This is a genomic window from Pedobacter lusitanus (genome assembly GCF_040026395.1).
Taxonomy (GTDB): domain Bacteria; phylum Bacteroidota; class Bacteroidia; order Sphingobacteriales; family Sphingobacteriaceae; genus Pedobacter; species Pedobacter lusitanus.
Map to the genome: position 1 here is coordinate 1,605,165 of NZ_CP157278.1, position 21,737 is coordinate 1,626,901.

The window sequence follows — 21,737 nt, forward strand, 5'->3', positions numbered from 1 at the left end:
ATGAACAAATCAAACAGAAGAAAATTTATTGCAACAGCTACAGTTCTGGCTGCTGGAACTGCCGTTACAGATATACCTTCAATTGCAGCAGAAAAGAAAGCAGAAGATTTCCCGGTAGTGCATCATGTTTTCTTCTGGTTGAAGAACCCCTCTTCAAAGAAAGATCTTGATCAGCTGGTTGCCGGCGTGAAGACATTATCAGCCATAGAAACAGTACATAACCTTAGAGTAGGCGTCGTAGCCAGCACAGAAAAACGTGATGTAGTGGACAATAGCTGGGCTGTCTCCGAACTGATTTTCTTTAAAGATCTTGCCGGACAATCTGTTTATCAAACTCACCCCATACATCTGGAATTCATTAAAAACTGTGGCCATTTATGGGAAAAAGTAATAGTTTATGATGCTGTCAACGTCTGAGAATTAATCAGACAATTTATTTATAATTTATTCTGTAAGAACATCTTCTGTCTCCGGAAACAATGTGATCTAAGCGGTTAACATCTACATTTTCTCCCAGTACAAATCTGAATACATTGAGTTCACCAGAACAAAATCCCTGACAAGAGGTTGCCGCAGCACAAATTGGACAGTGATTCTCAACAAATAAATATCCATCGTCATCTTTACTATACTCTGCCATATATCCTTCCAGGCTTCTGATTTCTGTTAATTTAGCAACCCTTCCTTCCAGATCGTTGATAGAACTTAATTCATTCATATATCTATCCTTTCCTGACTGCTCTCCTACATCCATAATAGCCTGTAATGCATTATCTCCCAACGTACTCCTGATCATACTGATTAGTTTTACCGTAAGTTCTGCATGCGTATCCGGAAATTTAGAGTTGCCTGATGCAGTTAAACTAAATAACTGTTTAGGCCTCCCTACACCACTGGATTCATTTTCTGATTGAATCAACCCTTCATCTGTATATTTCAGTAACTGTAACCTCGCTCCCTCTTTGGTCATGCCCAGCTCCTGAGCAATTGCTGAAGCTGTTAATGCACCACGGGTTTTAAGTAACATTAGAAATCTGTTTGTCATCATAAATTAATAAAACAAGTGTTTAGTTGTTTTATTAACAAAAGTACTAACTTTGCTGAACTTATCAGGGATATTCTGATCATTATTATAAATTTTTAATGTAAAACTGGTCTATTTATTCATATTATTAAATAATAGCTATGCTTTTAAAATTACAACAAAACATGCCCCTTCTGGAAAAACACACAGTCTTTGTAGTTCCATATTGGAATGTACTGCGAAAGACCTTATAATCATTGCATCCAGGCAATTGATTTTTCTTAAAAACCTTCTGTAAAGAATAAAAAACGAAGAAATAAGCCTGCTTATTTTTTAATCCCTTAAACATGAATTATGCGGACCGGGATTTCTATGTCCAAAATAAAACGAATCTGCCAAACAAAAAAGAAATGGAAGAAATCATTAATAAAGTAGATCTGAGCGGTATTGTCACTCTCGATCTGATTAATTATAAGCCCTTAAAAAATGAATACATCGCCTTTGACCTTGTACCATATTTATTCAAGGGTTATCTGTTAAAAGAAAAAGTTTTCCGGGTAGACATGATCCAGATTGACTGGAGCCGGTTTACGGCTAAAGAAGTTATTCTTTACTGCTCAAATGACGCCATAGTTCCCTACTGGGCCTATGTATTTATTACCTCTCTGCTTAAGCCATATACCGAAAGAATCAGCTATGCTGATCTGCAGGATCATGAAGAAAAGATCTGGATGGAAAGGATCAAAAGAATTGATTACAAAGTATTTAATGATAAAAAAGTAGTACTCAAAGCAAGTACGATAATTCCTCCTCAATTGTATGTATGCGCCTCTGGCTATCTGATGGACCATGTTCAAAGCCTGATGTGGGGTGAAGCGGGATCACCAATCATGATTTACAAAAAGAAAAAAAACTTATAAAACTCCAACAATGAAAACAAAGTTAATTTATTCCTGCCTGTCAGCCTGCCTGATTTTATCTTCCTGTGGAACTTCTAAAAACCCGGATCAGCAGGAAAACATACAGGAATTCCCTGTACTATCACTGGCTCCGCAAAAGACCAATCTGTTTGCAGAATATCCTGCTACGCTCCAGGGAGAGCAGACAGTAGAAATCCGTTCTAAAGTAGATGGTTATATCGAACAGGTATATGTAGCAGAAGGTGCAGTTGTCAGTAAGGGGCAACCCCTGTTTAAAATAGATGCAAATAGTTATCAGCAGGAAATGAATAATAAAAATGCAGCGGTACTTGCTGCAATTGCCAACCTGGAAACTGCAAGTATTCAAACTGAAAGGACAAAGATTCTGGTAGAAAAGAAAATTGTGAATTCCTTTGAACTGACCTCTGCCAAAAACGTAGAACAAGTAAAAAAAGCAGAATTAAACCAGGCAAGAGCAGATCTCTCTGCAGCAAAATCAAAACTTGCTTATACAAATATTGTCAGCCCTATCAATGGGGTGGTAGGAAGTTTACCTTATAAAATAGGCAGTTTGGTTAGCAGCACTTCAGAAGCTGCATTGACTACTGTTGCCAATACCAGACAAATCTACGCTTACTTTTCACTTAGCCAGCAACAGCTGGGCACATTTTTAAGTCAATATAATGGCCAGAAGGTAAGTGATAAGTTCAGAAACATGCCAGAAGTATCTCTAATCATGCAAGATGGCACAGTATATCATGCAAAAGGTAAAATTGAGACACTGAGCGGGGTACTTAATGCTTCAACGGGCGCAGCAAACTTCAAGGCAGTATTCCCTAACCCTGATTCTCAGTTATGGAGTGGTGCGAGTGCTACTATCCAAATTCCAACTCAGATAAAAAGTGCCATATTAGTTCCTAAATCAACAACTTTCGAGTTGCAGGGAAAATATTTTGTCTTTAAAGTCGATCAGAAAAACATCGTCCACCATACACCAATTGATATCATGGATGCCGTAACAGACAAAGACTATGTAGTTACTACAGGATTGTCTGCAGGCGACAAAATCGTTACCGAAGGTCTGGGTAATTTAAAAGACGGTATGAAAATCAAACCAAATCATCCAACCTCGAAATAAGAAACAGCATGTTAAAGAAATTTATTGAAAACCCGGTATTATCAACAGTTATATCGATCATTATCGTGATCCTGGGGATATTAGGTTTAACCTCCTTACCCATTTCCCAATACCCCGATATTGCGCCCCCTACTGTTTCTGTCACAGCAGCTTATCAGGGAGCTAATGCTAATGTGGTTATGAAAAGTGTGATTGTGCCTTTAGAGGAACAGATCAATGGGGTAGAAAATATGACTTATATGACTTCTACGGCAAGTAATAATGGAAGTGCAACAATCACTGTATTCTTTAAACAGGGCACAGATCCTGATCAGGCAGCTATTAATGTACAGAACAGAGTTACCAAAGCAACCAGTTTACTTCCTGAAGAAGTAATTAAAGCAGGAATCACAACCAGCAAGGAATTAAGCAGCCAGGCTTATAGTTTTCTATTATACAGTAACAATCCTGCCTATGACCAGAAATTCCTTGACAATTATCTGAGGATAAATATTATGCCGCAGATGAAACGCGTAAATGGTGTTGGAAGCACACAAATTTACGGAATGCAGGAATACTCCATGAGAATCTGGTTAAAACCAGATGCAATGGCGAGTCAGGGCTTAATTCCTGACGATATAGTTGCTGCATTGAAAGAACAGAATATTGAAGCAGCTCCGGGTAAACTAGGAGAAAATAGTAACCAATCTGTTCAGTACACTTTAAAATATACCGGCCGGCTGGAAGAAGTCAGACAATTCGAAGATATTATTCTGCGAAGTGCTAAACAAGGCGGCTTATTGCGTCTTAAAGATGTAGCAAATGTAGAATTTGGTGCACAGGACTATACAACTGCGCTTCTTACTCAGGGAAAAGTATCTTCTGGTGGTGCAATCAGCCAGACTTCCGGAGCAAATGCCAGAGAACTGATTATAGCGTGTGAAAATATATTAAAAGAAGCTTCAAAAGACTTCCCTCCAGGAGTAGTATATCATACTTTTTTAAATGCGAATGACTTTCTGGATGCTTCGATCGAAAAAGTGATCTCAACTCTGGTAGAAGCATTTATATTGGTTTTTATTGTGGTATTTATTTTCCTTCAGGATTTAAGATCCACCTTAATTCCGGCAATAGCTGTACCAGTAGCCATTATCGGAACCTTTTTCTTTCTTAAGTTATTTGGTTTTACAATCAACCTGCTTACATTATTTGCATTAGTCCTGGCGATTGGAATTGTAGTGGACGATGCCATAGTTGTGGTAGAAGCAGTACACGCCAAGCTGGATCAGGGTGCAAAATCGGCCAAAAACGCGACCATACATGCTATGAGTGAAATCAGCGGTGCTATTATATCAATCACACTGATTATGTCGGCTGTTTTTCTTCCGGTTACTTTCATTACGGGTTCTGCAGGGGTATTTTACAAACAGTTTGGCCTTACGCTGGCAGTTGCAATTGTAATCTCTGCAGTGAATGCTCTTACGCTAAGCCCGGCATTGTGTGCTATATTTCTTAAACCGCACCATCCTGATGAGCATACTGGTCCAACTGGCTTTCTCCCTAAATTCTATGCAGGTTTCAATACTGCATTTCAGGCCGTGACAGATAAATATATTGGGGGAGTTCGCTTTCTGATACGTAAAAAATGGCTTTCCATTGCGGGAATTGCAGTATTTGCCGGCATCTTTTATTTCCTGATCAAAACCACTCCCACCGGATTTGTTCCAAACGAGGATAGTGGTGCAATTTTCGGGGATGTCATTCTGCCTCCCGCTTCCACACTTGCCCGTACTGAAGAAATAACTAATATGGTAGACAGTATTGCCAGATCAATACCTGAAGTAGAGCTTTCTTCAAGGCTGGCTGGTATGGACTTAATCAATGGCTTTGGCGGCTCTTATGGTGCCTTATTTATTCGCCTGAAACCATGGGATCAAAGAAAAAACAAAAACCAGGATGTCACAAGTATCGTCAATGAGCTATTTGCAAAAACAGGTCATATTAAAGGAGCAAAAATCATTTTCTTCGCTTCACCAACTTTACAGGGCTTTGGTAATAATAATGGTTTTGAAGTTCAGCTACAGGATAAAACAGGTGGTAATTATGCAAATTTCGCAGAAAACATAGGAAAATTTATGGCTGCTTTAAACCAGCGTCCCGAAATTATGTATGCTGCTACCCCATTTAATATTAGCTTCCCTGAGTTAGAAGTTAATGTAAATGTAGCCAAATGTAAAGATGCTGGTGTAAATGTAAAAACAGTACTCAACACACTACAGGGATACTATGGAGGTCTGTATGCTTCTGATTTCAACAAATTTGGCAAACAATACCGGGTAATGATGCAGTCACACCCTGATTACAGAGGTAAAGAAGCAGATATCAACAAGGTTTTTGTCAGAACTGACAAAGGATTGATGGCTCCCATTACAGAATTCGTGACCCTTAAAAAATCTTATGGCCCTGAATTTATCAACCGTTTTAACCTGTTTACTTCCACTACCGTAACCGGAACACCGAACAAGGGTTTCAGCTCTGGTGACGCAATTAATGCAATTAACGAAGTAGCAGCACAGACTTTAGGCCGTGGTTATTCACATGAATTTTCTGGTCTGACCAAAGAAGAGCTTTCCAGTGGCAGCCAGACAACTTTGATTTTTGCCCTGTGTCTTATTTTCATCTATTTTCTGCTTAGTGCCCAGTATAAGAGTTATATATTACCTTTTGCTGTGTTACTTTCCTTACCCATAGGATTGGCCGGGGCCTTTATCTTTGCCAGAATATTTGGTGTAGATAACAATATCTTCCTGCAGATCAGCCTGATTATGCTGATCGGCCTACTAGCCAAAAATGCGATTCTGATTGTTGAATTTGCTTTAATGCACAGATTAAGTGGCAGAAGCATTACACAATCGGCTATCTATGGAGCAAAAGCAAGATTAAGACCCATATTAATGACTTCTTTCGCCTTTATCTTCGGACTGATTCCATTAATGCTGGCTACCGGTGCAGGTGCATTAAGTAATAAATCGATCGGAACAGCAGCTGTTGGAGGAATGCTGATTGGTACCATATTCGGTGTATTTGTGATTCCAGTATTATTTATCCTTTTCCAGGCATTACATGAGAAGATTTCCGGTGTCCATCCCCCTTCTCACCAACCGTCACCTCTTCCTGAAATAATTTTAAATTAAAAAGATGAAAGCAATATATCGTCAGTTTCTGATTCCTTTAGCAGTAGTTTCCGGCTTATGGAGTTCTTGTAAAATAACTCAGCCTTATCGTAAACCTGTTATTCATCAGGCAACAAATTACCGGGATAAAGACATCTCGGACACTACAAATATGGCAGGTTTGAAATGGTCCGCAGTTTTCACCGACACAATATTAAATCAATTGATTGTGCAAGGTTTAAGTGCAAATTTCGACCTTAAAATGGCCATTGAAAGAATTAATGAGGCGAAAGCAAACTTAAGAATGAGTAAGTCAGCATTCTTACCCGGAGTAAATGCCAGCGTTTCGGTGAAACAATCTAAACTCGCTTATCCGCAAAGTTTCGGCATATTTAATAATTCTACACAATACGACCTGGGTATTACCACTGCCTGGGAAATTGATGTCTGGGGTAAATTAAGTAGTGCCAGACGTGCTTCATTAGCCGATTTGCTTGCCTCTGATGCAGCTAAAAGGGCTATACAAACACAACTGATAGCTAATATTGCAAATTATTATTATGATTTGCTTACTCTGGATGAACAACTGATTGTAACGCAGAAAACAGCCTTAAACAGAAAGGCCGATGCTGAGGCAATTAAACTGCTTTTTGAAAGTTCAGTCCAGAACGGAGTTGCGGTTGTACAAAGTGAAGCCAACTATTATGAAGCTGATCTTGCCATTCCTGATATTGAACAAAAAATCAAGGAAACCGAACATGCTTTAAGCATATTACTGGCCCGGTCACCCGGAAAAGTTGAAAGAACCACTATGCGTGAACAAAATATGAATTATGATCTGAAGCCGGGTATTCCAGCCCAGTTACTGGCTAACAGACCAGACATACAACAGGCAGAATACCTTTTCAGATCAGCATTTGAACGTACCAATATGGCAAAAACAAACTTTTATCCTGCATTAACTATCACCGCAGCAGGAGGCTTTTCCAGTCTCTCCCTTAAAGACTGGATTAACAGTGCAGGTCTGTTTGGTAATATAGCGGGCGGCCTGGCGCAACCACTGTTTAATAAAGGGATTAATAAAGCCAAACTAACGACTGCGCAGTCACAACAAAATCAAGCCTTATATAATTTTGAGCTATTACTTCTAAAAGCAAGTCAGGAGGTATCAGATGCCCTGTCAGTCTATCAGGCAGCCATCCAGAAAGAGAGTAAAAGAGAAAAACAGTTAACTGCATTAAGCAAAGCTGTATCGTTTAATAAGGAGCTCCTCAATTACAGTAAAAACACCAATTACACCGATGTACTGACTGCAGAACAAAATCTGCTGAGTGCAGAGTTAAAATCAATAAACGATCGGAGTCAGAAATTACATGCAGTAGTCAATTTATATCGTGCATTGGGAGGTGGATGGAATTAAGTTGCTCAACCAGTCGGCAGGCGCAATCCCAGGATAGCGTTTGCTGATTGTTTAACCAATCAGGTTTTCCAGTTCATTCTCTTCCAGAACAACCCTTTTTACAAAACCCGAAGTATCAGACTTCCATTTAATCAGCTTTATCTTTCCATCTTCGAGTTCCATACCCGTTATATCTCCATCACTGAAACAGCAACAACCTGCATTAAAATAAGTATTTTTTGAATAATCCAGTCTGGGAGAAACCTCTCCGCTGATTTTTCCGGTCATAAATTCTCCTTCGATCTGCTTCACCACTTCCAGGTCATTATTTTTCCTCGCAGCTTCCAGTCTGATATACATCCGTTCTAAATGTGTCAATGAATTAAATACGGGCTGATGTGTATGCCCGGTAATCAAAACCAGATCTGACTGTTTAGCTGCCCAACTGTACATCATTGCATTATGTGCAGATTTCAACTGGGTATCATATGCCGGAGTATTGGGATTAATTCTCAAATAGGCCTGAAATGGCCCCCATAGCTTAGACACAAACCACTTACTAAACCAATTCCCATCACTCTGCAGATCACCCTGATGCCCATGAGTCATCAATATGGAAAGGGGCCTGTCCTGAATCATCATTTTTAAAACAACTCCTTCGTATACCTTCACTTTTTGTCCGTAAAACTTTTCCAGGCTTAAACCAGCCAGCGGATCATTGTCCCAGTATAAGTCATGGTTTCCAAAAATCTTGATAAAAGCATTTCGTTTTAAAAATTGTGTTTCCAGTTCAAAAACTTCTCTGTTGTGTTTAAATACTGCATCCAGCTTATTTTTCCAAAGTTCTTCACTATCTCCCAGACTGCAATACAGAAAATTCTCTTTGTTATAATAGGCTAAAGCAGCAAGGTAGGTTTTTTCTGACATGGCAAAGTCATCTGCAAAGTCCCTGATTCCTTTATGCTGATCTGAAAAAACAATCACTTTGGATTGTTTGTCAAAATCAACGATCAGTCCTCGTTTCCCGGGAGATTTCCGGATTTTATCAAGTAAAGCAGTTAATGCCTCATGTACACGCTGCTGATCGGGTCTCGAAGAACATTTATTGGCCAGCCTGATAATAGGCTTGGTTAGTAGCTTTTGTAAAAATTGGCGCATAGTTAGGTAACAGAAAAATTAAAGGTATTGTTTATCTTTATACCTATGAACATGAATCAGCCAGCCAATCCATATTACTCCAGAACAGACGACACTAAACTTGATGTCTCAAATGCCGAATGGAAAAAAATATTACCTGCTGATTTATACCATGTGGCAAGAGAACAGGGTACAGAACGCGCATTTGCAGGTAAATACTGGGACAGTGAAGAAATTGGCACTTATTATTGTGCCGTTTGCGGGAATATTTTATTCAAATCGGATGCTAAATTTGCCAGCAGTTGCGGTTGGCCAAGTTTCTTTGAGACCATTAAACCTGGCAGTGTAATCTATAAAGAAGATATCAGTTATGGTATGCGAAGGATTGAAGTAACCTGCGGCCGCTGTGATTCACATCTGGGTCATATATTTAATGACGGACCTGCACCTACCTACAAAAGATTCTGCATGAATTCCGTATCGCTCGAATTTGAACCCGACCAGCAATAACTGAAGACACAATCTTGTTACTTTTCAAAGGATAAATGCTTTTATGGTTACCTTGTGATTTTGAATTACAATCAACCCTAAATTAATGAAAGCTATCCAAAAACATGCTTATGCAAAGCCACTTGCAAAGGCTTTACTGATGTCCCTGCTGCTCACGGGAAATATCGGCTATGCCCAGACAAAAAATCTGATTATTGACAATATTGTAAAAGAAGCCAATGAAAACTCTCAGTTAGAGAGCCTTGCTCATGAACTAATGGATGTGGTTGGACCACGTCTGGTGGGTTCACCACAGATGAAACAGGCTAATGACTGGGCAGTGGCAAAATATGCAGGCTGGGGAATTACGGCCAAGAATGAAAAATGGGGTGAATGGCGTGGATGGGAAAGAGGAATTTCTCATATTGACATGGTATATCCCCGGGTAAAATCTCTGGAAGGAATGCAGGTTGCATGGAGTCCTGGTACCAAAGGAAAATCTGTAATTGGAGAGACAATTGTTTTCCCGGAAGAACTAACTGACTCCTTAGCTTTTAAAAACTGGCTGCCGAGTGTGAAAGGTAAATTTGTCCTGTTCTCCATGAACCAGCCAACAGGCAGGCCAGATTATAACTGGGCAGAATTTGCTACTCCCGAATCTTTTGAAAAAATGAAAAACAGCAGAGCTGCACAGACTACAGCATGGCTTGCTAATGTTAAAAGAACAGGTTTAACATTAAAAACTCTGCCTGCTGCATTTGAAAAAGCAGGTGCTTTAGGCGTAATAACCTGCAACTGGTCAAATGGTTTTGGTGTAAATAAGATTTTCGGAGCCAACACTAAAACAGTCCCTACTGTAGACATTTCCCTGGAAGATTATGGTCTGTTATACAGGCTCTCTACCTCTGGAAACAAACCCAGAATTAGTGTTCATGTAGAATCTAAAGAACAGGGGTTGGTACCAACTTTCAATACTATTGCTGAAATAAAGGGTACCGAAAAACCAGATGAATATGTGATTTTATCTGCACATTTCGATTCATGGGATGGTGGAACCGGTGCTACAGACAATGGTACAGGAACAATTACTATGATGGAAGCTGCAAGAATTCTGAAAAAGATATACCCTAATCCAAAAAGAACAATTTTAATAGGACACTGGGGCAGTGAAGAACAAGGTTTAAACGGATCAAGAGCCTTTGTCCAGGATCATCCTGAAATTGTAAAAAATATACAGGTCGTATTTAATCAGGACAATGGAACAGGAAGAGTTGTTAACCTTGCAGGACAGGGTTTTCTGAATTCTTATGATTATCTGGGACGCTGGTTATCAAATGCGCCTGAAAGCATCAAAAAACATATCACAACCAGCTTCCCGGGTGCTCCGGGTGGTGGTGGCTCTGATTTTGCATCCTTTGTTGCAGCTGGTGCTCCGGCATTTTCTCTTAGCTCTAACAGCTGGTCTTATGGTAATTATACCTGGCACACCAACCGGGATACCTATGACAAGATCGTATTCGATGACATACGTAACAATGCGACATTAACAGCAATTCTGGCCTATATGGCCAGTGAAGATCCGGAAAAAACATCCAGAGAAAGAGTAGTACTGCCTGTTAATCCCAAAACTGGTGAACCTGGTACCTGGCCTCCGGTTGTAAAACCTACACGTAAAGGTGGTGTGAACTAAACAGATTCAACATAAAATGGCAAAAAGAAGCCGTTTGCTGATTAGTTAGCAACCGGCTTCTTTTTGCCATTTTATTTTTATGGTAACTTTACCTGCATGAATTACATGCAAAAAAATTTCCGTCATTATCTTTTATACTTCTGCTTATTCCTGTCGGCAGCGTGCAGCCCGGGAATCCTTAAAAATTCAGCAAGCGGTTCAGATCCGGAGGTTTTAACCAGTTCGGATCTCAGAGTCGGATCTACAGGGGATTATCCTCCTCTGACCAGCTTTGACACACTCACAGGCCAGTTTCAGGGTGAAGATATTGATCTGGCCTTACGCTTGGGTAAACACCTGGGAAAAAGGATAATCTTTGTAAAAACAACATGGAAAGAACTCAGTGCAGATTTACTGGCAAAGAAGTTTGATATCGCGATAGGTGGAATTTCTGTTAATGCAACAAGAGAAAAGCTGTTTAATTTCTCTGTCCCCTTAATTATGGATCGTAAAGTTGCCGTTTTCCGTTTAACAGACCGTGCAAAATTCAGAGATTTTAAGACTATAGATCAACCGGGTATCAGAGTCCTTGAAAATATAGGTGGTACCAATGAAGTATTTGCTAAAAAACACATTCAACGGGCAACCCTGAATGTCATTCCAGATAATCAGCTGGTTTTTAAAACATTGTTAAACGGTGGTGCCGATATTATGTTTACAGATGAGACAGAAGCAAAATATCAACAGAAAAAGCATCCTGAACTTTACTGGATCAGGTTGGACGAACATATCAGTCCCAGCTATGCCAAGGCAATTATGTATAACAAAACAGATACTGTTCTGCAACTTAAAGTGAATAAATGGTTAAATAAATAAATGCATCTGTTTTTATGGAATTAGTCAGATCAAAGCATCTTACTGGTATTTAAATATAAGACTTATGAGAAATCACCTCCTAATCTGTACAATACTGGCATCAACCGTATTATACAGCTGTAATCAGAATCATGGTTCAGACAAATCATTGGAAAAAGCGATTTCTACAACCTGTTATATGGCTGTAGATGGAAAAGATACTGCCCGCATGGAGCTTGGCACTTTCAATAAGGAAAAGATCAAGGGAAATCTTGTAGTCAGTTATGATAAAAAAGACAATAATCACGGGGAATTTGAGGGTTCATTCAAAGGTGATACCCTCACTGTTATTTACACCTTTCAAATTGGAAAAAATCCCACAGTTTATAAAAATCCACTGGCTTTTCTGAAAAAGGATGGTAAACTGATAATGGGTATCGGGAAAATAGAAAATGTATTAGGCAGAACATTCTTCAGTAAAGGCGTACCAATTGATTTTGCACAAGGCAGATTTACTTATGCTCCTATAGCATGCAAAAAGGAGCTTAAATAGCTCCTTTTTGCTCATAGAATTTTTATTGTTTTTCTAATACATTCTTTAAATTATCTAATCCGGTCTGCAGATCCGCACCCAATGATTTATCCATATTCATAAACAAGCACATAATATTCATCGGATAGTTCATTTTCCCTTCAAATACCCATCTCACTTTAGTCTGATTGGCAGAAGGTGCAGTTGTTTCCAGGTAAGCCGTAGCATTTGCATCAAAAGGTTTTATAAAATGCAGATTATAGTCTATCCTCTCTCCATCATTTATTTTACTGATTGTCTGCTCTCCCTTTCCTACATTTTCCATATTACTGTCCCATGAAGAAGTAAAACCAACTGTTCCATCAGTTCCTTTAAATTCTTGTTTCATTTTTGGGTCCATACTTGCCCATTTTGTGAAATTATTATGATTTTTCAGTAAAACGAGATAAGCAAAAACCTCTTGTTTTGGTTTCTTAATTGTAACATCCCGTTCTACAGAATAATCCTTTTTCATAAATGCCGCCACTACTAAAACGATCACAATCAACAGAACGAGGATGGTAAGAATAGTTTTTATAATTTTCATATTATCAAGTATTTAGTGAATAAAAAATTAGATAAACTTAATAATTTTTTCAATCAAACACGGAAATACAAAAAATAATTCCAGCCAATATTCAGCTCTATCAGAGCTGGCCTATAAGACCGTGTTCCCAATAGTATCGGAGTGCAGAAAATATTTTTGCAAAGGCACAAAACTATCATCCATTTCATAAACCAGAGGAATTCCAGTTGGTATTTCGTAACTCACAATATCCTCTTCAGAAAGATGATCCAGATATTTAACCAGCCCCCGGAGTGTATTGCCATGAGCTGCAATCAGAATATGCTTACCACTTTTAAGTGCCGGCGATATCTCATTCTGATAATATGGTATAACTCTTTCCATCATAGTTTCCAAACTTTCTGTTAGTGGCAAAAGCGAAGGATCTATAGCTGCATACCTTATATCTTTTAAAGGTGACCGGATGTCCTCTGCTGTTACAGCTGGTGGCTGAACCGTAAAACTTCTTCTCCAGGTAAGCACCTGCTCCGGACTGTATTTTTCTATAGTATCAGCTTTATTAAGGCCCTGTAGAGCTCCATAGTATCGTTCATTGAGTTGCCATGCTTTGACTTCCGGAATCCAGAGTAAGTCCATTGACTCCAGTACAAGATGCAGAGTTTTTATGGCTCTTTTAAGCATCGAAGTATAGGCTATATCAAAGGTAAAACCTGCCTGAGCCAGTAGCTTGCCGGCTTGTACTGCTTCGGCTTTCCCCTTTTCGCTTAAGTCCACATCCTGCCACCCTGTAAACCGGTTTTCAAGATTCCATTCACTTTGCCCGTGTCTGATTAAAACTAGTTTATTCATGAAAAATAATTGATTATAATTACAGAACATAAAAACAAACTTTTTGTTTAATTTCCAGCTATGGTAAAGAAAATAACAACAGTTTGTATACTGGTATTATTTCTAACCGGCCTTATCCCGGAAAAGCTTCATGCTCAGAGATACCTTCTCCTGCATAATAACAAAACTATAAATCAGACGTATATAATGGAATTATGCCCCGCTATAGGGTCTGATTATTTCTATTGGCATAAATGGAAGAAATCTCCAGATTCAATGCCAGCATCTGATCAATCAGATCATGCAGAATTGCCACATTATTATTTGAAGTATCCATAAATTCGAGCTCCTGTGATCCTTTTCCATGTAAACCATCTTCCATTAAAAATTCCTGATCAATCTCCTGATGAATGATTAGTTTGCATAAAAAGAAAAGTGTATTGGCTGTGGCAAAAGGTAATTCTGTAATGGCCTCTTCAATATCACTTTCGATCAAACCATCTGCATAATTAAAAAGATCAAAATATAATGAACTTGCCTGTTCATGAATTTGCTCATTTGAATAGAGTTCATCCAGATCTATATTATATAGCAGACAAAAAGTATCAACAGTTGTATCAATAAGCGCTATGCATTCCAGAATTGCTTTTGATATTTTATCGTCAGATGCCTCCAGAAGTTCAAAATACATAACCGGTTTAATGTCATTTTCAGCCAAACCTTTTAAAGGTGTCACCTCATTTTCCACTACAGAATGATAACCATATTCTGCAAATTTCATTGTAGAAAAACTCAATACATGGATAATTAAAGGAATGATATCCTCCTTAGCATACTTCGTTACTGCCATATTTAATCTTTAAATGATAATCAGCTCAATCTCTTTCCGCTCATCAATCTGTCTACTGCCTCTTTAAAAGATCCTGCTCTGGTTACTTCTCCCGAATTAATGAAGAAGATTTCATCTGCATTTTCAATTGTATTTAACCGGTGTGCAATTACTACCAGTGTTGTTTCCTTTGGTAAATTATCCAGAATCTGCCCCAGCAGCTGTTCTGTGATCGTATCTATATTAGCAGTTGCCTCGTCCAGAATCAGCAATTCTGGTTTACGCAAAACTGCCCGCATAAATGCAATCAGTTGTTTTTGTCCGATACTTAAACTATTTCCAGCAGATAGAATTGCGGTATCCAGTCCTTCATCAAAAGTAGTCAGCAGCCCCTCAAGTCTGGCATCTTTCAGTATCTGCAAAAACTGCTCATTGTTCATCTTCTGATACAGCGCATTACTGTATAAAATATTTTCCCTGACTGTTCCTGTGAACAGGAAAGGTTCCTGCAGGATAAACCCTATTTTTTCCGCACGTTCCTGTGCACTGTAAGTTCGTATATCTTTACCTTTCAGCAATATCGTTCCCTCCAACGGATCATACAAACGGGCCATCAGGGAAGCAGTGGTTGTCTTACCCCCACCAGTCGGACCCACCAGTGCATAAGTCTTTCCACGCTCCATGGAAAAACTGATATTATGCAGGATTTCATATCCTCCAGGATAACCGAAATGTACATTTCTGAATTCCAGCACAGCATCTGTCGGATTATCAGTATCATCATAAGATATAGTTACCAGATTATTACTAAGTGACAAAATCTGAGAAATCCTGTCCCATCCGGCAAGTGCTACCTGGAAACTGGTCCACAGAGCGGCTAACTGTCTTAAAGGATTATAAAAATTTGTTGCATAGGAAAGATAACTTACCAATAAACCAATTGTGAAAAGCCCCTGTGTGATCAGATAAATACCAAAAGATAAAACCGTTAATTGTGCGATTGAGGAAAACAGACCAAATACAGGTAAAAATATATTATTAGCCAACCCCGCACCCACTGCAGTTTTATAATTCTGCTGATTAGCCAGATCAAATCTTTTCCTGAAATAATCCCGTCTGTTAAAAGCAATAATAACTTTAAAGTTATTCAGGCTCTCCTGAATTTCGGCACTCATAGCGCCTGTACTTTTTAAGTTTAAAGCATTCTTTTTCTTTATCCAGGGAGATATTAGTTTAGTAAAAATCAAGATAAAAACGGCAGGTACCAGGGCAGCCAAACCGAGTTCAGGATTTATGATCAGCAGAAATATTCCCGCTCCGGTCATAATGACAATATTACTGATAAACTGCATTAATGCCTGCGAGAAAAACTGACTCAGCTTATCTGTATCATTATTTACCCTGGATATCAGATCTCCAGCTTTATTTTCATTAAAAAATGCAAGTGGTAGCTGCTGAATCTTATTAAAAATAGCATTACGCAATTCAAAAATGATCCGCTGCCCCAATCCTCCCATTAACTTGGTCTGGAAATAACTGCATACAAAAGCAGTTACGTACATAGTTAAAAGTATTCCTGAAAATACAAGAACACCATGATATTGTTTAGTCAGAATATACTTATCGATGGTATGTCCAATTAAAAAAGGTCCTAACAGATTCAGAAAAGCATTCATCAGAACTGCACAAAGTGCAATAATCAATGTCTTTCTTTCCTGTTCGACCAGTTTCAGCAGACTCTTCACTCCTGACCAGGTAGAACTTTTAGACTCTCCCTCAGGCAGGCTGTTCAGATTATAATTCATAGTTGGCGGTACTTTGTTGAGAGTTAAAAATCTGTACGTATTCAGGGCATTTGGTCATCAGTTCCTGATGGGTTCCTGCAGCCAGCAATTCGCCTTGCATTAACAGAATAATTTGTTCGTAATGTTCTACTGCCGCTATCTTCTGCGTAACAGAAATTAATGTCAATCCCGGATAATTTGCCGCAATATTAGCTAATATTTTCTGTTCTGTCTGCGGATCTACCCTTGCAGTAAAATCATCAAGCAATAGAATCTTAGGGTTTAATGCCAGTGCTCTGGCCAGCATAATCCGCTGTTTCTGCCCACCAGAAAGACTTAAACCCCGTTCTGACACCTTTGTATTTAAGCCATCAGGTAAAGTATTGATGAAGTCTTTCAGCTCTGCAGTTGCAATGGACTTTTCCAGTGACTCATCAGTTACAATGTCACTGAAAGCTATATTTTCCCGGATGCTCATGTTAAACATAATACTATCCTGAAATACGAAACCTACCTGTTCATAAAAAGCTTCAGATTTATATTCTTCAATAGCATTGCCATCATATAAAACTTTACCGGTACTCGCCTGTATAAGACCTGTAAGAAGATAAAGTAATTGTGATTTTCCTGCTGCAGTAGGTCCTATAATGGCAATTTTGGCTCCTGGTTTTACACTGAAAGAAACGTCTTTCAGCGAAAACTTCTCCCCATAGGCGATACTAACATGCTGAACTTCTATAGCCCCGGTCAGATTTTCTATGATGGTTCCGGTTTCTTCCGGATCTTTTGCATCCAGCACCTGACTAATTCTTCCAAAGGATGCTGTTGCCTGTGCAATTACATTACTCATAAAACCTATAACCAGGATTGGAAAAATCAATAAGGCAAGATAACTGTTAAATGCAGCAAAATCACCAATGGACATACTTCCCTTAATTACAAAATGCCCACCTAAAGCCAGAATAGTCAATCCGGCCATGTTTGCTGTAAAAACTATAATTGGAATAAGCCATGCAAATAAACGAAGTATAGAAACACCAATATTTTTCGCCTGTGTACTGGCATTGAAAAACTTGTCATATTCCAGCTGCTGGGAATTAATGACACGAATCAGTGCAGCACCAAGGATACTTTCATTAATCACCTTGTTTAACCAGTCAATAACTTCCCTGCTCTTTTTAAACAAGACTTTTACTTTTCCCAATACAACATAATACGCACCACCGATGATTGGGATAATACAAATCGTTGTTAAACCCAGTTTCCAGTTAATGCTCAGCAGTAAAACCGTGGCACCGATAATAATAAAAACAGAAGAAATTATAGAGACAATAGCCTGTGAAATAAAAAGCTTTACTGAATCAACATCAGAAGTAAGGTTAGTCAGTAATTTTGATGGATTGGTCTTTTCAATAAATGCAAAACTCTGATCCGAAATTTTCCTGGTAATTCTGGTTCTCAGATCCTTTGCTACCTTTTCAGATGCAAAAGTTTGTACTATCCCCTGCAAATAACTGAATATAAAAATGATCACTGCCACTGAGGTAAACTCTGCGATGATAGTTTTATAAGAGAAGCTCCCTGAATTATACGCATCAATGCTGTGACCAATCATCCTGGGCAGCCATAAGTTTAAACCATTGCTGAATAAAGCAAACAGAATAAGCAGGATGACCATCGCCCGGTAGGGTTTTAGCAGACTGAAGATACCCGGAGAATTCTTTTTATCAGTACCGATTTGTTCTTTCATTTTAAAATTTTATCCCTTCAGCCATGATCAGCATAATGAGCCGATGAAGTTATAAATTTTCTATCAATTAAAGATCTCCTGTTCTTCTGTATAATAGGTCTTTCTCGCTCCGGTTTTTACAATGATGATGGGGACACCGGACGGGCTATGAGTTTTCTTTGAACTATGAATTTTCAGGAAATCTCTGACTTCACCACTTATAATTGCCGGATGTGTTCTGGAAATCTGTTCTACAGCATTTTTCAGGACATGCCTTACAGCCTTAGCTAAATCTTTAAGCTTTGCGTCAGGTATTTTACTGGCTGCAGAAAATGGAGAAATTCCTGCTTCCCATAAGATCTCATCCGCATAGGCGTTACCTATTCCACGGATGATATGCTGATCTAACAGTACATTTTTGACTGCTGCTTTTTTGGAAGCAAAAATCTTTTTGAAAAAATGTTCATCTATCTCATTCGCTAATGCATCAGGAGCCTGATCTTCAACCGGATTTAACGCCGCCTTTGCCATACCCTGAAAATCAGATAAGCAAAAACGCATACCATCCTGAAAATGCATCTCCATAATTACGTGTTTTGGGCTTTCCTCTTTTTTCAGCAAATGAAGCTCTCCTTTCAGCATCATATGTAAACTCAGGATGGCGTTGTTTTCAAACTCAAAATACAATTCTTTGCCAGAACGGGATACATTTATGATCTTTTGATTCTGAAGAGAAAGATTCAATTCCTTAACTGAGACATTCAGTTTCTTACTATTTTTCACAACTATCTCTTTCAGCTGCTTTCCTTTTAAATGTTGCTCAAGATTGCGGCTGAAAATTTCTAAATCAGGTAATTCAGGCATATCGTATCATTTATTTTAAAATAGGCTAAAATATACGTGAAATTTTCTGAATTGAGAGCTGTTAAAGTCAACTTATCAATTCAGGCAAGTGCTAATTAAGGAAAAACAGGCCCCTGCATTCCTAAAAGGAGTTGGTATTTTATTTTTAACCAATAAAATATTTATATTTAATAGATCATCAAATGCTCTCAAACTCATTTTTTGATATTCACTAAAATGAGTCCTGATGAAAAAAGTAATTGTACAGGATACTGACTTTGACTTGCTCGAAACACTGACTTTTCTTTTAGAAGATGCCAGTTTTGAAGTGCTTCCCGTACTTCACTATAAGGATGTGGCCTCAAAGATCAGCACCTTTAACCCACAACTTGTTTTACTTGACTTCAGACTCTCAGGAACAGAATGTACCTGTTTATGTGCTTCTATAAAAAAGGAATTCCCACACCTTCCTGTATTGGCCCTCAGTTGCAACCATAATATTGAAAAAGAGTATGCACTTGCTGGTTTTGATGATTATGTCTGTAAACCTTTTGATATAGATCATTTACTGACCATACTTAAGAAGTACTAAAAACCGACCAGAAAAGTCAGTATTTTGCCGTAACCATATTATTACCCGCTAAGGATCAGGCAAATCAAATAATTATCCCGATTTTATGTAAGTTCGGCTAAACCATTTATAACCGATCATGAATAAAATATTTGTCATGCCCCTTGTAGCCATTATTGCCGTTACGGCATCCTGCGGAAACAATAACGATAAATCCGGAAACAAAAAATCTTCCAATCCTTTTGCTGAAGCCAGTAAACTTGCTTATCAGACTCCTGCATTTGATCAGATCAGCGATGACGACTTTAAGCCTGCGCTTGAAGAAGGGATGAAAATTCAACTGGAAGAAATACAGAAAATAGCAGATAATACAGAGGCTCCCACTTTTGAAAACACAATGGTTGCTCTGGAAAAAAGCGGGCAAATGCTAACCCGCGCAAGAAATGTTTTCGATGCACTGACAAGCGCAAATACAAATCCCAAACTGCAAAAAGTTCAGGAAGAAATTGCACCAAAACAAGCAGCACATAGGGACGCTATCTATCTGAATTCAAAACTCTTTAAACGGATACAGGTGATTTATAATAATAGTGAACAGTTGAAACTGGATCCTGAATCCAAACGTCTGGTTGAGTACTACGAGCAGCAGTTTGAACTGGCTGGTGCTAAATTATCAGACGCGGCTCAAAGCCAGTTGAAAAAACTGAACGAAGAAGAAGCATCTTTAAGCGCCAGGTTTTCTAATCAGTTACTGGCCGCAAACAAAGCAGGTGCATTGATAATTTCCAATAAAGATGAACTTGCCGGTCTTTCACAGGGAGAACTTGCTGCTGCTGCACAGGCCGCAAAATCAAATAAACAGGAAGGTAAATGGCTGATCCCGTTGCAAAACACCACTCAGCAACCTCTTTTACAATCCTTAACAAATCGTACAACAAGGGAGAAATTATTTAAGGCTGCGTGGAACCGTGCCGAGAAACAGGATACTAATGATACCCGAAGTACCATTATACGCATTGCAAAAATCCGTGCAGAAAAAGCCAGACTGATGGGTTTTCCGGATTATGCTACCTGGAAACTACAGGATCAGATGGCAAAAACTCCGGCAGCTGTAGATGCCTTTTTTGCCCAGCTGGTTCCTGCTGCAACTGCAAAAGCCAAAATGGAAGCTGCCGATATACAAGCACAGGCTGACCTTGAAAAAAGCGGATTTAAAATACAGCCATGGGATTGGGATTATTATGCAGACAAAGTAAGAAAACAAAAATATGATCTGGACGAGAGCCAGGTGAAACCTTATTTCGAATTGAATAAGGTATTGGAAAAAGGTGTTTTTTATGCCGCAAATTTACTTTACGGAATAACTTTCACTGAACGTCATGATCTCCCAGTTTACCAGAAAGACGTAAGAGTCTTCGAGGTATTTGACAAAGATAAATCTACTATTGGTTTGTTCTACTGCGATTATTTTAAACGTGATAACAAATCCGGTGGTGCATGGATGTCTAATTTTGTTGGTCAGTCTGAATTAATGGGCACCAAACCAGTGATCTATAATGTCTGCAATTTCACTAAACCAGCTAAAGGACAACCAGCTTTAATCAGCTTTAGCGATGTAGTAACCATGTTTCATGAATTTGGGCATGGACTGCATGGTTTATTTGCCAGCCAGAAATATCCTGCCTTGTCGGGTGCAAATGTAGCAAGAGACTTTGTGGAGTTTCCATCTCAATTCAACGAGCACTGGGCATTGAGTCCGCAGGTATTTAAGAACTATGCCGTTCATTACAAAACAGGACAACCGATACCGCAGGTTTTGGTTGAAAAAATAAAAAAAGCAGCCACTTTTAATCAGGGATATAACCTCACTGAGATCTTATCAGCTGCCTCTCTGGATATGGCATGGCATAAACTCAAGCTTGGAGATCCCGTACAAAGCACTGATAATTTTGAACAATCCTCTTTGCACAGACTAAATCTGGATCTTCAGGAGGTTCCACCACGTTACCGTACCTCATATTTCTCTCATATCTGGGGAGGAGAATATGGTGCTGGTTATTACGCTTATCTCTGGACAGAAATGCTGGATGATGACGCTTATTCCTGGTTTGAAGAAAATGGCGGTTTAACCAGAACAAATGGTCAGCGTTTTCGTGATATGATCCTATCTAAAGGAAATACTGAGGATTATGGAAAGATGTTCCGTGATTTCAGAGGTCATGATCCTAAGATCGGGCCAATGGAAAAAAATCGCGGTCTGATTACCAAATAGA

19 protein-coding genes are annotated in these 21,737 nt (G+C 38.9%); 11 read left to right on the plus strand and 8 right to left on the minus strand.

The genetic code is table 11. From position 1 onward, the window contains the following. Window positions 1–417, plus strand: a complete 417-nt coding sequence (locus PL_RS06805; RefSeq protein ID WP_041881715.1) for a Dabb family protein — start codon at window positions 1–3, stop codon at window positions 415–417. A 16-nt stretch (window positions 418–433) separates the two neighbouring features. Here the strand turns inward: PL_RS06805 and PL_RS06810 are convergent, their stop codons facing one another. After that, the gene (locus PL_RS06810) at window positions 434–1,027 is read right to left on the minus strand and encodes a helix-turn-helix transcriptional regulator (protein WP_235324520.1); all 594 of its coding nucleotides are present in this window, start codon (window positions 1,025–1,027) and stop codon (window positions 434–436) included. A gap of 407 nt (window positions 1,028–1,434) precedes the next feature. On the opposite strand from PL_RS06810, the gene PL_RS06815 reads away from it, so the two are divergent. From PL_RS06815 to PL_RS06830, 4 genes are read left to right on the plus strand one after another with little or no spacing between them, the layout of a single operon-like run. After that, on the plus strand, window positions 1,435–1,944 hold the full coding sequence (locus PL_RS06815; RefSeq protein ID WP_348621288.1) for a DUF2480 family protein: 510 nt from the start codon (window positions 1,435–1,437) through the stop codon (window positions 1,942–1,944). A gap of 10 nt (window positions 1,945–1,954) precedes the next feature. Next, a complete protein-coding gene (locus PL_RS06820) occupies window positions 1,955–3,082 on the plus strand; it encodes an efflux RND transporter periplasmic adaptor subunit (RefSeq protein WP_041881710.1) in 1,128 nt (375 codons plus the stop codon). Between the two features lie 8 nt (window positions 3,083–3,090). After that, window positions 3,091–6,255, plus strand: coding sequence for an efflux RND transporter permease subunit (locus PL_RS06825; RefSeq protein WP_348621290.1), 3,165 nt, complete (start codon window positions 3,091–3,093; stop codon window positions 6,253–6,255). A 4-nt stretch (window positions 6,256–6,259) separates the two neighbouring features. Beyond that, window positions 6,260–7,654 (plus strand): efflux transporter outer membrane subunit, encoded by a 1,395-nt coding sequence (locus PL_RS06830; RefSeq protein WP_041881706.1) that lies wholly within the window; start codon window positions 6,260–6,262, stop codon window positions 7,652–7,654. A 51-nt stretch (window positions 7,655–7,705) separates the two neighbouring features. Here PL_RS06830 and PL_RS06835 read toward each other — a convergent pair whose 3' ends face one another. Further along, window positions 7,706–8,791 (minus strand): metallophosphoesterase, encoded by a 1,086-nt coding sequence (locus PL_RS06835; RefSeq protein WP_041881703.1) that lies wholly within the window; start codon window positions 8,789–8,791, stop codon window positions 7,706–7,708. Window positions 8,792–8,836: 45 nt separating this feature from the next. Between PL_RS06835 and msrB the strand changes: the two genes are divergently transcribed. The 4 genes from msrB (at window position 8,837) to PL_RS06855 (ending at window position 12,336) form a co-directional block, all read left to right on the plus strand. After that, entirely contained in the window at window positions 8,837–9,280 is a 444-nt protein-coding gene (gene msrB, locus PL_RS06840) for a peptide-methionine (R)-S-oxide reductase MsrB (RefSeq protein ID WP_041881700.1), read from the plus strand. Between the two features lie 85 nt (window positions 9,281–9,365). Beyond that, window positions 9,366–10,949 (plus strand): M20/M25/M40 family metallo-hydrolase, encoded by a 1,584-nt coding sequence (locus PL_RS06845; RefSeq protein WP_082035910.1) that lies wholly within the window; start codon window positions 9,366–9,368, stop codon window positions 10,947–10,949. Between the two features lie 105 nt (window positions 10,950–11,054). After that, window positions 11,055–11,804, plus strand: a complete 750-nt coding sequence (locus PL_RS06850) for a transporter substrate-binding domain-containing protein (protein WP_052496267.1) — start codon at window positions 11,055–11,057, stop codon at window positions 11,802–11,804. A gap of 64 nt (window positions 11,805–11,868) precedes the next feature. Then, the gene (locus PL_RS06855) at window positions 11,869–12,336 is read left to right on the plus strand and encodes a hypothetical protein (protein ID WP_041881696.1); all 468 of its coding nucleotides are present in this window, start codon (window positions 11,869–11,871) and stop codon (window positions 12,334–12,336) included. Window positions 12,337–12,358: 22 nt separating this feature from the next. Here PL_RS06855 and PL_RS06860 read toward each other — a convergent pair whose 3' ends face one another. The 6 genes from PL_RS06860 to PL_RS06885 form a co-directional block, all read right to left on the minus strand. Then, window positions 12,359–12,901 carry an SRPBCC family protein gene (locus PL_RS06860; RefSeq protein WP_041881694.1) on the minus strand — a complete coding sequence of 181 codons (543 nt, stop codon included), beginning with the start codon at window positions 12,899–12,901 and terminating at the stop codon, window positions 12,359–12,361. A gap of 111 nt (window positions 12,902–13,012) precedes the next feature. After that, complete coding sequence (gene gpmA / locus PL_RS06865; protein WP_041881872.1) at window positions 13,013–13,729, minus strand: 2,3-diphosphoglycerate-dependent phosphoglycerate mutase; 717 nt, start codon at window positions 13,727–13,729, stop codon at window positions 13,013–13,015. Between the two features lie 202 nt (window positions 13,730–13,931). Then, complete coding sequence (locus tag PL_RS06870; protein WP_041881692.1) at window positions 13,932–14,558, minus strand: hypothetical protein; 627 nt, start codon at window positions 14,556–14,558, stop codon at window positions 13,932–13,934. Between the two features lie 20 nt (window positions 14,559–14,578). After that, window positions 14,579–16,342 (minus strand): ABC transporter ATP-binding protein, encoded by a 1,764-nt coding sequence (locus PL_RS06875; RefSeq protein WP_041881689.1) that lies wholly within the window; start codon window positions 16,340–16,342, stop codon window positions 14,579–14,581. Next, window positions 16,332–18,071 (minus strand): ABC transporter ATP-binding protein, encoded by a 1,740-nt coding sequence (locus PL_RS06880; RefSeq protein WP_052496254.1) that lies wholly within the window; start codon window positions 18,069–18,071, stop codon window positions 16,332–16,334. Before PL_RS06880 ends, PL_RS06875 begins: the two co-directional genes overlap by 11 nt. Window positions 18,072–18,134: 63 nt before the next feature. Next, window positions 18,135–18,914 (minus strand): Fpg/Nei family DNA glycosylase, encoded by a 780-nt coding sequence (locus PL_RS06885; protein WP_041881687.1) that lies wholly within the window; start codon window positions 18,912–18,914, stop codon window positions 18,135–18,137. A gap of 226 nt (window positions 18,915–19,140) precedes the next feature. On the opposite strand from PL_RS06885, the gene PL_RS06890 reads away from it, so the two are divergent. Further along, a complete protein-coding gene (locus PL_RS06890; RefSeq protein ID WP_041881686.1) occupies window positions 19,141–19,485 on the plus strand; it encodes a response regulator in 345 nt (114 codons plus the stop codon). Window positions 19,486–19,603: 118 nt separating this feature from the next. Beyond that, window positions 19,604–21,736 (plus strand): peptidyl-dipeptidase Dcp, encoded by a 2,133-nt coding sequence (dcp, locus tag PL_RS06895; RefSeq protein WP_041881684.1) that lies wholly within the window; start codon window positions 19,604–19,606, stop codon window positions 21,734–21,736. Window position 21,737 lies beyond the last annotated feature (1 nt).

Excerpts from the sequence above, each read along its gene's own strand:
- PL_RS06805 (WP_041881715.1), top strand. The coding sequence starts at position 1 with ATGAACAAATCAAACAGAAGAAAATTTATTGCAACAGCTACAGTTCTG.
- PL_RS06810 (WP_235324520.1), bottom strand. The coding sequence starts at position 1,027 with ATGTTACTTAAAACCCGTGGTGCATTAACAGCTTCAGCAATTGCTCAG.
- PL_RS06815 (WP_348621288.1), top strand. The coding sequence starts at position 1,435 with ATGGAAGAAATCATTAATAAAGTAGATCTGAGCGGTATTGTCACTCTC.
- PL_RS06820 (WP_041881710.1), top strand. The coding sequence starts at position 1,955 with ATGAAAACAAAGTTAATTTATTCCTGCCTGTCAGCCTGCCTGATTTTA.
- PL_RS06825 (WP_348621290.1), top strand. The coding sequence starts at position 3,091 with ATGTTAAAGAAATTTATTGAAAACCCGGTATTATCAACAGTTATATCG.
- PL_RS06830 (WP_041881706.1), top strand. The coding sequence starts at position 6,260 with ATGAAAGCAATATATCGTCAGTTTCTGATTCCTTTAGCAGTAGTTTCC.
- PL_RS06835 (WP_041881703.1), bottom strand. The coding sequence starts at position 8,791 with ATGCGCCAATTTTTACAAAAGCTACTAACCAAGCCTATTATCAGGCTG.
- msrB (WP_041881700.1), top strand. The coding sequence starts at position 8,837 with ATGAACATGAATCAGCCAGCCAATCCATATTACTCCAGAACAGACGAC.
- PL_RS06845 (WP_082035910.1), top strand. The coding sequence starts at position 9,366 with ATGAAAGCTATCCAAAAACATGCTTATGCAAAGCCACTTGCAAAGGCT.
- PL_RS06850 (WP_052496267.1), top strand. The coding sequence starts at position 11,055 with ATGCAAAAAAATTTCCGTCATTATCTTTTATACTTCTGCTTATTCCTG.
- PL_RS06855 (WP_041881696.1), top strand. The coding sequence starts at position 11,869 with ATGAGAAATCACCTCCTAATCTGTACAATACTGGCATCAACCGTATTA.
- PL_RS06860 (WP_041881694.1), bottom strand. The coding sequence starts at position 12,901 with ATGAAAATTATAAAAACTATTCTTACCATCCTCGTTCTGTTGATTGTG.
- gpmA (WP_041881872.1), bottom strand. The coding sequence starts at position 13,729 with ATGAATAAACTAGTTTTAATCAGACACGGGCAAAGTGAATGGAATCTT.
- PL_RS06870 (WP_041881692.1), bottom strand. The coding sequence starts at position 14,558 with ATGGCAGTAACGAAGTATGCTAAGGAGGATATCATTCCTTTAATTATC.
- PL_RS06875 (WP_041881689.1), bottom strand. The coding sequence starts at position 16,342 with ATGAATTATAATCTGAACAGCCTGCCTGAGGGAGAGTCTAAAAGTTCT.
- PL_RS06880 (WP_052496254.1), bottom strand. The coding sequence starts at position 18,071 with ATGAAAGAACAAATCGGTACTGATAAAAAGAATTCTCCGGGTATCTTC.
- PL_RS06885 (WP_041881687.1), bottom strand. The coding sequence starts at position 18,914 with ATGCCTGAATTACCTGATTTAGAAATTTTCAGCCGCAATCTTGAGCAA.
- PL_RS06890 (WP_041881686.1), top strand. The coding sequence starts at position 19,141 with ATGAAAAAAGTAATTGTACAGGATACTGACTTTGACTTGCTCGAAACA.
- dcp (WP_041881684.1), top strand. The coding sequence starts at position 19,604 with ATGAATAAAATATTTGTCATGCCCCTTGTAGCCATTATTGCCGTTACG.